Here is an 11,485-nt window from a genome sequence, read left to right on the forward strand (position 1 = left end):
TGGGGAGGTGCTGGGGTTGCCTGCGGTAAAAAAAGCCGTCATACCGGCGGCGGGCATGGGAGTGCGCTTTCTGCCGGCCACCAAGGCACAGCCCAAGGAAATGATGCCCATCGTCGACAAGCCCACCATCCAGTACATCATCGAGGAGGCTGTGCATTCGGGCATTGAGGACATCCTCATCATCACGGGCCGGCACAAGCGGGCCATTGAGGACCACTTCGACCGCTCGCCCGACCTGGAGGAACAGCTCCTGGCCAAGGGCAAGATGGAGCTTCTGGAGCTGGTGCAGGACATCGGCGAGATGGTGGACATATACTACGTGCGCCAAAAGGAACCCAGGGGCCTCGGCCACGCCGTTTACTGCGCCCGCAAGTTCATCGGCCAGGAGCCCTTTGCCGTGCTGCTGGGCGACGACATCGTGCGCAGCAGGGTGCCCTGCTTAAAGCAGCTCATGGACCTTTACGAGGAAATGCCCGGCACCATCCTGGGCGTGCAGGAAGTGGACATCCGGGAGGTCGGCAAGTACGGCATTGTGGACGCCGAGCCCCTGCGGGACGGCGTCTACCGCGTGCGGGACCTGGTGGAAAAACCCTCCCCGCAGGAAGCGCCCTCGCGCCTGGCCATCATGGGCCGCTACATAATCCACCCGCGCATCTTCGAAATCCTGGCCGAAACACCCCCCGGAGCCGGCGGGGAGATCCAGCTCACCGACGCCCTGCGCGTGCTCTGCCGCGAGCAGCCCGTCTACGCCCTGGTCTTCAAGGGCCGGCGCTATGACGTGGGGGATAAGCTGGGCTACCTGAAGGCCATGGTGGAGTTTGCCCTGGACCGCCCCGACCTGGGAGAGGAGTTTGCCTCCTACTTAAAGGAACTGGTGCGGGGGCTGTAGGAGGCTTTGGCGGGGCGTTTTAGGAGCCGCCGCGTCCTTCCCGCCCCCTTTAAAAAGCGGGAAGGGCAGGGGCAGGGGGCCGCGGCTCCGGGCCCGGCGCGGTCGCCGCACAAGCCTACCCGGGGAAGAGGACCTTTCCCGGGGATTCGCCTCTTTAAAGGGACTTACCGGGAAGGCCGGCAGACGGGGGTTTTCTCTCCCCGCCGGCGCCTGAGCTTTTTAAGGTATTCCTCGAGCATTTTCTGCCTTTTCGCCAGCTTCCTCAGCATGGCCTGCCGCGTCATGCACACCATCCCTCCACCCTCTATTTTTGCCATATCCTGGCAGAAAAATTCCTTCCCCGCATAAAGTGCGGGGAGCCCTGGCATTCTAAAATTTGTATATTGATATGATGGGGGGAAGGGATGGTGAACCCTTATCTGGAAATTTTCATCAGGGGGCTGGGCGCCTTCCTGGGGGTGCTCCTCATCACCCGCCTGGTGGGCAAGACGCAGGTGGGCCAGCTCACGGTGAGCGACTTCGTGAACGCCATTGTGGTGGGCTCCATAGCCGCGGCCATGGTTACGGACATCAAGGAGAGCGGCTGGTACTACCTCTTCGGGCTCCTCCTCTTCGGGCTGTTTACCCTTTTTGCGGAGTACGCCACCATGAAGTACCGCCCGCTGCGCAAGATCATCGAGGGCGAGCCGACCATCCTCGTGCACAACGGCAAGATCCTGGAAAACAACATGAAGAAGCTGCTCTACCACGTGGACGACCTGATGATGCAGCTGCGGGACAAGGGCGTTTTCAACATCGCCGACGTGGAGTTTGCCATCCTGGAGCCCAACGGGAAGCTTTCCGTGCTCTTAAAGACCCAGAAACAGCCGCTCACCCCCGGCGACCTCCAGCTACCCACCAGGTACCAGGGGGTGCCTTCGGAGCTGATTGTGGACGGGCAGGTCATTTACCAGAACCTTCAGCAAAACAAGCTCACCGAGGACTGGCTCTACGCCGAGCTGGAAAAGATGGGCATCAAATCGGTAAAGGATGTGGTCTACGCCAGCCTGGACACCGACGGGAAGCTCTACGTGGATACCAGGAGGGACACCATGCCCCACCTGACGGACGTCACCGACAAGCCCCCCGGGGGCAAAATATCGCAGTGAGGGGGTTTTCCTTTGGCGGCAAAGATTTCCTTTGGCACCGACGGATGGCGGGGTGTCCTGGCCCGCGATTTCACCTTTGAGAACGTGGAGCTGGTGGCGCGGGCGGTGGCGGAATACCTGCACGGGCACGGCCTGGCCGGGCGGGGGGTGGTGGTGGGTTTTGATACCCGCTTTCTCTCCGACCGCTTTGCCGCCGCGGCGGGCGAGGTCTTTGCCTCCTGCGGCATACCCGTGTACCTGGTGGGGCGGCCCACGCCCACGCCGGTGACCGCCTTTGCCATCAAGGAGTACGGCACCGGCGGCGCGGTGATGCTCACCGCCAGCCACAACCCCCCGGAGTACAACGGCTTTAAATTCATCCCCGAGTACGCCGGCCCGGCCCTTCCCCACATCACGCGGGAGATCGAGGAGCATATCCGCCGCCTGGCGGAACTGCCCGCCGCTTTGCCTGCGGCAGGGGAATCGTCCGCCCCGCGCCGGGAGGTAGACCCCCGGCCCGCCTACTTCCGGCACGTGCGGCGCCTGGTGGACCTGGAGGCCGTGCGCCGGGAGGCGCTGGCCGTGGTCGTGGACCCCATGTACGGCGCGGGGACCGGCTACCTGGAGGAGATCCTGGCCGGGGAAGGGGCGGAGGTGACCGCCGTGCACAACCACCGCGACCCCCTCTTTGGCGGCGGCCTGCCCGAGCCCACGGCCAAGACCCTGGGCGAGCTGCGGCGCCTGGTGCTGGAGCGCGGGGCGGCGGTAGGCCTGGCCCTGGACGGCGACGCCGACCGCTTCGGCCTCATCGACCGCGACGGGAGCTTTATTGCGCCCAACGAGTTCCTGCCCCTCCTCTACTACCACCTCCTGGAGTACCGGGGCGAGAGGGGGCCGGTGGCCCGCACCGTGGCCACCACCCACCTCCTGGACCGCCTGGCGGAGGCTTACGGCCAGGAGGCCTACGAGACCCCGGTGGGCTTCAAGTACATCGGGCAGCACCTGCTGGAAAAGGGCTGCCTCCTGGGGGGCGAGGAGAGCGGGGGCCTGTCCGTACGCGGGCACATTCCCGAAAAGGACGGCATCCTGGCCGGGCTCCTGGCCGCCGAAATGGTGGCCGCGCGCAAGAAAAGCCTGCGGGAGCTTCTGGAAGAGCTCTGGTCACGTTTCGGCCGCCTCTACAGCCGGCGGCTGGACGTCCACACCACGCCGCAGGAGAAGGAGCGGGTGCTGGGTAAGTTACGCGATTTCGCCCCGCGCGAGCTGGCGGGGAAGAAGGTCCTGCGGCGCCTGGACGTGGATGGAGTGAAGCTGTTGCTGGACGGCGGCTCCTGGGTCCTGGTGCGGCCCTCGGGCACCGAGCCTCTCTTCCGCCTCTACGCGGAGGCGGGCAGCGAGGAAGAGCTGCGGGCCGTCCAGGAGGCCGCAAGGGAGGCCCTGGGGTTGTAGCCCGCGGGCTTTGCCGGTGCGGTTTGGCACCTAAAGGGCGGCCGGACTTCCGGGGCTTTAGGGGTGGTGAGGCTTTGCTGGACCTTACGGCTCTGGACAAGGTGATGAAGGAAACCCTTGCCGCCCTGGAAAAGGCCAAGAGCCAGGTCTTTGACATTGCCGAGGCCACGAGCAAAGAGTGCACCCGCCTCCAGCTGGAGCTGAACCAGGTGCTGGAAGAGCTAAAGGAAACAATTGCGCGGGTGGACGAGCTGGAGGTCGCCGAGAAAAAGGCCCGGGTGCGCCTCATGGAGGTGAGCCGGGACTTCCGGCGCTACCGTGAGGAGGACATCAAGGCGGCCTACGAGGAGGCCCAGGGGCTGCAGCTGAAGCTCTTTGAGCTGCGCCACCGCGAGCGCATGCTGCGCTTCCGCCGCGACCAGCTGGAAATAACCCTGCGGCACCTGAAGGCCCACCTGGCCAGGGTGGAGAGCACCCTGGCCCACTTGAGCGCGGCCATTGACTACTTAACCGACAACGTGGAGCGGGTTTCGCTGAAGATCGGCGAGCTGCAGCAGCTTCACGAGCTGGGAATCAGCATCATCAGGGCCCAGGAAGAAGAGAGGAAGCGCATTGCCCGGGAAATCCACGACGGACCGGCCCAGGTGATGGCCAACATCGTCATGCGCGCGGAGTTCTGCCTAAAGCTTTTGGAAGTCGACCCGGCCAGGCTGCGGGAAGAGCTTGCCGCCCTGCGCGAGCTGGTCAAGCAGAGCCTGCAGGACGTGCGCAAGATCATCTTCGACCTGCGGCCCATGATCTTGGACGACCTGGGTCTGGTGGCCGCCTTAAAGCGCTACCTGGCCGATTTCCAGCAGCAGTACGGCATTGCCGCGGAATTTGTCCTTTTGGGGCAGGACCGGCGGCTTCCCGTTTCCGTAGAAGTCACCCTTTTCCGCATCGTGCAGGAGTGCCTGAGCAACGTGCGCAAGCACGCCCAGGCCAAGAGCGTGCTGGTGAAGGTGGAGATCGTCCCGGAGAGGGTGAACCTTTTGGTGCGGGACGACGGGAAGGGCTTTGTGCTGCCGGAGGCGGGCGCCTGCGCGGGGCCGGGGGGCTACGGCCTGATCAACATCCGGGAGAGGGCGCAGCTGCTGGGCGGCTTCGTGCAGGTGAACACCGCCCCGGGCAAGGGCACGTCGGTGTACGTGTCCGTGCCGCTGCGCCAGCAGGCTTGAGCGGGGGAGGGCAGGCGGCGCATGGGAGGAGTAAGGGTGCTCATTGCCGACGACCACCCTCTGGTGAGGGAAGGGCTTCGCAGGATCCTCTCCCTGGACCCGTCGATTTGCCTCGTGGGCGAGGCCGCCGACGGCAGGGAGGCCGTGGAGCTCGCCCGCCGCACCCGCCCGGACGTGGTGCTCATGGACGTCAACATGCCCGGCATGAACGGCATAGAGGCCTGCCGGGTTATTAAGGAAGAGGTGCCGGAAGCCAGGGTCGTGGCCCTGACCATCCACGACCAGGAGGAATACGTGCTGGAGCTGATCCGGGCGGGAGTTTCCGCCTACCTCTTAAAGGACGTGAGCCCGGACGGGCTCCTGGAAACCATCCACGGCGTCATGCGCGGGGAATCCTACCTCTCCCCGCGGCTTACGGCCAGGGTCTTTGATGAGGTGCGCCGCCCGGCCGGGCCGCGCGTGCCGCTGACCAGGCGGGAGCTGGAGGTGCTGCGGCTCCTGGTGCAGGGGGAGAGCAACAAGGGCATCGCGCAGAAACTTTTCATCAGCGAAAAAACGGTAAAGAACCACCTGACGAGCATTTTCCAGAAGCTGGGCGTGGAGGACCGCACCCAGGCGGCCCTGTACGCCGTAAAGCACAAGCTGGTGGAGATTTAATCGAGCAGGGCACGGATCTTGGCTATGGTTTCCGCCATTACCTCCGGCGGGGCCTTGCATATAAATGCGGCCTGCCTTGCCTGCCAGTCCAGGCTTTTTATCTGGTCGGCCAGTACGGCGCCGGATACCTTTAAACCCTCCGGCAGAACCACTTCAAAAGGATAGCCTTTTATTTTTGAAGTTACCGGGCACATAAGGGCAAGGCCGACCTTTTCATTGTACGCTTTGGGGGAGATAACGAGTGCGGGGCGGCGCCCGGCCTGTTCGTGTCCGGCCTGGGGATGAAAATGGAGCCAGACAAGATCGCCGCGTTCCGGAACGTAGAATTTTTCGGCTGCTACCATATTTCCCGCCCTACCGGCTTGCCTGTTTCAACCTCGCCGTGTATGTTTTTGGGATTGACCCCTGCTAAGAGTGCTTCAAGTTTGTACCTTTTCCTGCGGATGATCAGGGCATCTTTTTCTACCTCCAGGGTGACCGGGACTCCTGCGGCAAGGCCGAGCTTTTCGGCCACGGGTTTCGGTATGCGTATCCCCAAGCTGTTACCCCATCGGGCCACGCGTAGTTGCATTTGCTCTAACCCCTTTCTAAGGGTTGTTTATTCAAAGTATATACTGCGACCATCCTTCCCTCAAGGGGGCTTTTTTATTTTAGGACCGGAGTCCCAGGGCTGCGCGGGACCAAAGGCAGGCTTGAAAATAAGACGTTCGGTCGATGTCGGAAAAGGCAGAAAGATGCTACCCTTTCCTTAAACAAACCTTGCGGAAAGGGTGGGATGCCATGCGGGAGCTTCTACGTCGCCTGGTAAAAGAGGAGGACGGTCAGGGCATGGCCGAGTACGGCCTCATCTTGGCGCTGGTGGCCATAGTGGTGATTGGTGTTCTCACGACGATGGGATCTAATTTAAAGGCCATTTTTGAACGGATAGGTGGAGAACTTAACCCTAACAGGTAATGTATGCTATTTAAACCAACATGCTGCATATAGAATTTCTTCCCGACCTCCTCGCCCTCGCCCTCACCGCCGCCTGCCTCTGCACCGACCTCTGCCGCCGCAGGATCTACAACGCCGTGGTGGTGCCCTTTGCCCTGGCCGGGCTCCTGGCCAACCTCCTGGCGGGGGGGCCGCCGGGGGCGCTCGCGGGGCTGGCCGGCGCGGCGGGGGGCCTGCTCCTCCTCTTTATTCCCTTTGCCATGCGCCAGGTGGGGGCGGGGGACGTGAAGTTCCTGGCGGCCCTGGGCGCCATCAAGGGCCCGGGGTTTGCCCTGCAGGTCTTTTTAGGCGCGGCCCTGGCCGGGGGAGTCATGGCCGTATGCGCCCTGGCCGCCCGGGGCAGGCTGCCGGGCGTGCTGCGCGCCCTGTGCTGGTGGCTCTTCTTACGCCTGGGCCGCGCCCCCCTCCCCTACCCTTTTGCCGCCCTTGACGGCGCCGGGTCCAAGGACACCCTTCCCTTCGGCGCCGCCCTGGCGGCGGGGGTTCTCCTGGCCTACCTCTTCCCGCTTTTGAAAGGGTGATGGGCGTGGCGCTCAGACTCTGGCGCGAGCAGAAGGGCCAGGCCCTGGTGGAGCTGGCCCTTTTGTTGCCCGTCTTGCTGCTCCTGCTGGGGGGGATCATGGAGTTCGGGCGGCTCCTGCACGCCCAGCTGGTGCTCACCGCGGCCAGCCGGGAAGGGGCCCGGGCGGCAGCCGTGGGCCTCCCCCCTGAAGAGGTCTGCGGGAGGGTGCGGGAGGTGGCGGCGGCGCTGGACGAAGACCGCCTGGAGGTCGTGCAGGAGCCGGCAGGGGGCCTGGCGCGGGGGCAGCTGGTGACGGTGACGGTGCGCTACACCCTGGACCTGGTCTTCCCCTTCATGGAGGCCCTGCTCCCCGACCCGTTTCCCCTGCGCGCTTCCACCACCATGCGGGTGGAGTGAAGGAGGGCTTTTTAAGCCGTGTACGGGAACCCTCTTGGCGAAGAGCGGGGCGGGGCCGCGGTGCTGGTGGCCCTGGCCATGACCTGCCTGCTGGGCTTCGGCGCCCTGGTGACCGACCTGGGTCGCTACTACCTGGCCGGACAGCAGCTGGCCAACGCCGTGGATGCGGCGGCGCTGGCCGGGGCGGGCGAGCTGGCCCAGAGCGGCAGCGAGCAGTCCGCCGTGGAGGCGGCGCGGCAGGTGGCCCTGGCCAACGGCGCCCCGCAGGAAACGCTGGAGGTGGGCGTTTCCCCCGGCCCGCCGGGGGAAAAGGTGGTGCGCGTGCAGGCCAAAAGGCGCGTGGATTTCTTTCTGGCCCGCGTGCTGGGCTTCGGCGCCGCGGAGGCCAGGGCACAGGCGGCGGCGTCGGCTTGCGGAGTGTACGCCCTCACGGGCGTGGCCCCCCTCCTGGTGGCCCGGCAGGATTTTCGCTTTGGGGAGCTCTACACCTTAAAGTACGGCGACCCCTTTACCCCGGGAAACTTCGGCGCCCTGGCCCTGGGCGGGCGGGGGGCGTGCAACTACGAGCGCAACCTCATTTACGGCTACCCGGGGCGGGTGGCCGTGGGCGACTATGTGACCACCGAGCCGGGGAACATGAGCGGCCCCACTTTTTACGCCCTGCGCCAGCGGCTGGCCATGTGCTCCGGAGGCTGCACGCCGGAGCGCCTGGAGCCGGGCTGCCCCCGGGTGCTTATCGTGCCCCTCTTTGACCCCGCCCTCCCCCCGCGCGGCAGGGACGAGGTGCGGGTGGAAGGATTTGCCGCCTTTTTCGTGGACCAGGCGGACGCCGCCAGGGACGAGATCCGGGGCCGCTTCCTGCGCTACGCCGTGGAGGGCGAGGGGTCCTTTGAGGTGCCCGCGGACACCGGGCTTTACGCCCCGCGCCTGGTGGAGTAGGGACGGGGAGGGTTTGCGCCGTGCTGCGCAAAATAAACTGGTTTTTGCTCCTGGCCGTGCTTTTCGGCCTGGCCGCGGCCTGGGGGGTTTACGCCTACCTGCAGGCCGTCAAGGAGTCGTACCGCGCGGCGGGAGATTTCCGGCCGGTGGTGGTGGCCAGGGAAAAAATCCCGCCCCAGACCAGGATTACGGAGAACATGGTGGAGGTAAAGGAGGTGCCCGCCGCCTACGTCCATAAAGAGGCGCTGTCCAGGAAAGAGGAAGCGGTAGGCAGGGTGAGCACGGCGCCGATTTTCCCCGGCGAGCAGGTTTTAAAGGGCAGGGTCGCCGCGGGCGATGCCGCCCAGGGGCTGGCCTTTCAAATCGGCGGCGGGAAGAGGGCGGCCACCATTGCCGTCGACGAGGTTTCCGGTGTAGGAGGGCACTTGCGACCGGGCGACAGGGTGGACGTAGTGGGGACGGTGGACGTGCCCCAGGGGGGCGCAAAGGTTACCGTAACCACCCTGCTCCTCCAGAACGTGGCCGTGCTGGCCGTCGACCGGAGCGTGGAGGCGGGGGGAAACCGGGGCGCCGGCGCCCGGGCCCCGCAGGCCCAGACGGTGACCCTGGAGGTCACCCCGCAGCAGGCCCAGGTCCTCATCCTGGCCGCCGAGAGGGGCTCCGTGCGGCTCTTGCTGCGGCCCGCCGGGGAGGAGGGGGAATTATCCCTGCCGTCCGCCAGGCTCGAGCACCTGGTGCGCTAGCTTTCGTTTGGGGGTGAGGGGAGTGGAAACCGTGAGGGTTCTCGTGGCCGACGACATAGCCACCACGCGGGAGGACATCAAGAGGCTGCTTTTCTTTGAGGAGGACATCAAGGTGGTGGGCGAGGCCGCCAACGGTGAGGAAGCCCTGCGTCTCGCGGAGGCCCTGCGCCCGGACGTGGTGCTCATGGACATCAACATGCCCGGTATGGACGGCATCCGGGCCACGGAACTGCTCACCGAGCAGTTTCCGGAGGTGGCGGTGGTGATCATTTCCATCCAGGGCGAGCATGAGTACCTGCGCCGGGCCATGGCCGCCGGGGCCAGGGACTACCTGGTCAAGCCCTTCTCCAGCAGCGAGCTGGCGGAGACCATCCGCAGGGCCGGCGCCTCCCAGAAGAAGCGGCAGGCCCGCTTTGCCGGCAGGCCGCCCGGGAGCGCCGCGGAGGCGGCCCGCGCCTCCGGCAGGCTGGTGGTCTTTTTCAGCACCAAGGGGGGCGTGGGGCGCACCACCCTGGCCTGCAACCTGGCCGTAGCCCTGGCCCAGCAGACCGGCCGGAGGGTGGTCCTTGTGGACTTAGACCTGCGGGGCGGGGACGTGCCGGTGCACCTCAACCTGGACTCCAGGGGGACCATCGGCGACCTGGCGCAGGAGTCCGATCTCGCCGACCCCTCCCTCCTGGAAAGCTACCTGGTCCCGCACTTTAGCGGCGTGAAGGTGCTGCTGGCGCCGGGGGACGTGGCGGCGGGGGAGGCGGTCACGGCGGAGCAGGCGGGGGAGATCCTGCAATCGCTTAAAACGAATTACGACTACGTGCTGGTGGATACCCCGGCCTCCTTTGAGGGGCCCGTGGCCAGGGCCCTGGAAATGGCGGACAGGATCATCGTGCCCGTGACCCAGGAGCTGGCGGCCATGAAGCATGCGCGCGTGAACGCGGACATCTTGCAGCGCGCCAACCTCCACTTAAAGATGCGCGTAGTCCTGAACAGAATGTGCACCGGGGGTATTTCGCCGCGGGACCTGGAAAAGACGCTCAACCTCGCCCTCTGGCACACCGTGCCGGCGCAAGAAGCCGTAGTGCTGGCCGCCGTGAACAGGGGCGTGCCCTTCGTGCTGGCGGAGCCGGGCAGTGCGGTGGCCGGGAGCGTTTTTGAGCTGGCCGGGCGGCTGGCGGCGGAGCTTGCCGGGGACGAAAAGGAAGCAGGCGCCGGGGGGAAGGAGAGGGAGGCGGCAGCCCCGGCGCGCGGCCCGCGAAACCTCCTGGGGAGGTTTCTGGGCTTCGGTTTCAAGCCCTTAACGGCCAGTTGACTTCCTCACCCAGGGTTAAAACCCGGGGATTCCTTCAGGCGGCTTACGCCGCCATCCGGCTGCCGCTCGTCGCATACAGCGTACCGGCGGCAGATTCGAAGCGGCTCACCCACCGGTGGCGGTTCCACCGGAGGGCGAGCGGCTTCAGGGGCGTGGCCTCCGCCCCGTGCCCCTTCGAGGAGCCCTGAAGCAGTACGTTGAGCGCCGCGTTGGCGTCGGCGTGCCAGACGCGGCCGCATCTTTCGCACACCACCTTATGCCTGGCGGGACGCTTGACGGGGGAACCGCAGATGGCACACCCGGAAGAGGTGCCGCGCGGCTCCACGGGCACTACCCGTATCCCGGCCCTCGTGCTGGCGGCCTCGATGAGGTTTCTCAGCTGTCTCACGGCCCAGAAGTTGTGCACCAGGAGGTTCTTCGGCCCGAAGTCCATGTCTTCCCGGATGCCCGTCAGGTCTTCGAGGAACAGCGTGGTCACGCGGTGCTGCTTGAGGATGCGTGCGATTTCTGCGGCAAGGGCGACGAAGGCGTGTTTGAGCCTGCGGGTGCGAACCTGGTAGAGCTTTCCCAACAGCCGGGAGGTTTTACGCCCGGCCCGGGCAAGCCTTGCCTGCTCTTCTGCGATTCGCTTCGTCCAGTACAGGAAGTCCTTCCAGACTTCGCGGCCGGAGAAGAGGATTTGGCGGTCCAGGCCTTCGACGGCCAGGGCAGCCAGCACCCTGGCGCCGAGGTCTAAAGCGGCGTATTTCTCGGGCCGGATTTTTCTCACCGCCTCCGGCACTTCCACCACCTGGTGGGCGTACCAGCGCCTTTTAACCCGGTCGTATTTGAGTTCCAGGGTTTTGGGGGTACCGTGGAAGCGCAAGACACCCTTCGCGTGCAGGACCAGGCGGCCTCCATGCTTTTCCCGGAGATCCCGCGGTAGTGTGAGGGAGAGGGTGCGGGAGTTCAACGTGTAGGACGTGGGCGCCTTGACGGGGATGACGCAAAACGTGCGCCTTCCCGTCCGGCAGTCTTTCCAGTAGCGGGGTATGCGCGGCGGCCTCTCCAGTTCGCCTTTCCGGTACAGCCGCAGGCAAGCAAAGAAGGAGTCCCACGCCTTCCTCGCTTTCTTGATGACCTCCTGCCCTATGTGAGCGGGCAGGGCACGATACGCCGGGTGCTCCTTGAACTCGGAGCACAGAGCCGCATATGAAGGCACGGGTTCTCCTTTAAAGAAGGCCTGCCTGCACCTGTACTGGACGGC

The 11,485-nt window shown here is 65.4% G+C and carries 15 protein-coding genes; 11 read left to right on the forward strand and 4 right to left on the reverse strand.

The window, feature by feature from the left end; translation table 11 throughout:
- Positions 1-16: 16 nt before the first annotated feature.
- Positions 17-889 (forward strand): UTP--glucose-1-phosphate uridylyltransferase GalU, encoded by an 873-nt coding sequence (gene galU, locus G454_RS0104530; protein WP_035106909.1) that lies wholly within the window; start codon positions 17-19, stop codon positions 887-889.
- Between the two features lie 164 nt (positions 890-1,053).
- On the opposite strand, the gene G454_RS21360 is transcribed toward galU, so the two are convergent.
- The gene (locus G454_RS21360) at positions 1,054-1,206 is read right to left on the reverse strand and encodes a hypothetical protein (RefSeq protein WP_156896665.1); all 153 of its coding nucleotides are present in this window, start codon (positions 1,204-1,206) and stop codon (positions 1,054-1,056) included.
- A 90-nt stretch (positions 1,207-1,296) separates the two neighbouring features.
- Here G454_RS21360 and G454_RS0104540 point away from each other — a divergent pair, with 90 nt between their 5' ends.
- From G454_RS0104540 to G454_RS0104555, 4 genes are all read left to right on the forward strand, one after another.
- Positions 1,297-2,037, forward strand: a complete 741-nt coding sequence (locus G454_RS0104540; protein WP_035106936.1) for a YetF domain-containing protein — start codon at positions 1,297-1,299, stop codon at positions 2,035-2,037.
- A gap of 12 nt (positions 2,038-2,049) precedes the next feature.
- Positions 2,050-3,465, forward strand: coding sequence for a phosphoglucomutase/phosphomannomutase family protein (locus G454_RS0104545; protein ID WP_027717645.1), 1,416 nt, complete (start codon positions 2,050-2,052; stop codon positions 3,463-3,465).
- A gap of 74 nt (positions 3,466-3,539) precedes the next feature.
- Positions 3,540-4,682, forward strand: coding sequence for a sensor histidine kinase (locus G454_RS0104550; RefSeq protein ID WP_027717646.1), 1,143 nt, complete (start codon positions 3,540-3,542; stop codon positions 4,680-4,682).
- A 21-nt stretch (positions 4,683-4,703) separates the two neighbouring features.
- Positions 4,704-5,339, forward strand: a complete 636-nt coding sequence (locus G454_RS0104555) for a response regulator (RefSeq protein WP_027717647.1) — start codon at positions 4,704-4,706, stop codon at positions 5,337-5,339.
- Here G454_RS0104555 and mazF read toward each other — a convergent pair.
- Entirely contained in the window at positions 5,336-5,683 is a 348-nt protein-coding gene (mazF, locus tag G454_RS0104560; protein WP_027717648.1) for an endoribonuclease MazF, read from the reverse strand. The two genes, G454_RS0104555 and mazF, sit on opposite strands and share 4 nt — an antisense overlap.
- Complete coding sequence (locus G454_RS0104565; RefSeq protein WP_027717649.1) at positions 5,677-5,910, reverse strand: AbrB/MazE/SpoVT family DNA-binding domain-containing protein; 234 nt, start codon at positions 5,908-5,910, stop codon at positions 5,677-5,679. Before G454_RS0104565 ends, mazF begins: the two co-directional genes overlap by 7 nt.
- A 188-nt stretch (positions 5,911-6,098) precedes the next feature.
- On the opposite strand from G454_RS0104565, the gene G454_RS20805 reads away from it, so the two are divergent.
- From G454_RS20805 to G454_RS17755, 6 genes are read left to right on the forward strand one after another with little or no spacing between them, the layout of a single operon-like run.
- Complete coding sequence (locus tag G454_RS20805; RefSeq protein WP_245574311.1) at positions 6,099-6,293, forward strand: Flp family type IVb pilin; 195 nt, start codon at positions 6,099-6,101, stop codon at positions 6,291-6,293.
- Between the two features lie 20 nt (positions 6,294-6,313).
- Entirely contained in the window at positions 6,314-6,853 is a 540-nt protein-coding gene (locus G454_RS0104575) for an A24 family peptidase (protein ID WP_027717650.1), read from the forward strand.
- 5 nt (positions 6,854-6,858) lie between these two features.
- A complete protein-coding gene (locus tag G454_RS0104580; RefSeq protein WP_027717651.1) occupies positions 6,859-7,251 on the forward strand; it encodes a TadE/TadG family type IV pilus assembly protein in 393 nt (130 codons plus the stop codon).
- A gap of 18 nt (positions 7,252-7,269) precedes the next feature.
- The gene (locus tag G454_RS17750; RefSeq protein WP_051275885.1) at positions 7,270-8,190 is read left to right on the forward strand and encodes a pilus assembly protein TadG-related protein; all 921 of its coding nucleotides are present in this window, start codon (positions 7,270-7,272) and stop codon (positions 8,188-8,190) included.
- 20 nt (positions 8,191-8,210) lie between these two features.
- The gene (gene cpaB, locus G454_RS0104590) at positions 8,211-8,933 is read left to right on the forward strand and encodes a Flp pilus assembly protein CpaB (RefSeq protein WP_027717652.1); all 723 of its coding nucleotides are present in this window, start codon (positions 8,211-8,213) and stop codon (positions 8,931-8,933) included.
- A 22-nt stretch (positions 8,934-8,955) separates the two neighbouring features.
- The gene (locus tag G454_RS17755; RefSeq protein WP_051275887.1) at positions 8,956-10,239 is read left to right on the forward strand and encodes a CpaE/TadZ family protein; all 1,284 of its coding nucleotides are present in this window, start codon (positions 8,956-8,958) and stop codon (positions 10,237-10,239) included.
- A gap of 43 nt (positions 10,240-10,282) precedes the next feature.
- On the opposite strand, the gene G454_RS0104600 is transcribed toward G454_RS17755, so the two are convergent.
- The coding region (locus G454_RS0104600) for an RNA-guided endonuclease InsQ/TnpB family protein (protein WP_027717653.1) at positions 10,283-11,485 on the reverse strand (1,203 nt) is incomplete at its 5' end.

Origin of the sequence: Desulfovirgula thermocuniculi DSM 16036 (genome assembly GCF_000429345.1) — a bacterium.
Lineage (GTDB): Bacteria > Bacillota > Desulfotomaculia > Desulfotomaculales > Desulfovirgulaceae > Desulfovirgula > Desulfovirgula thermocuniculi.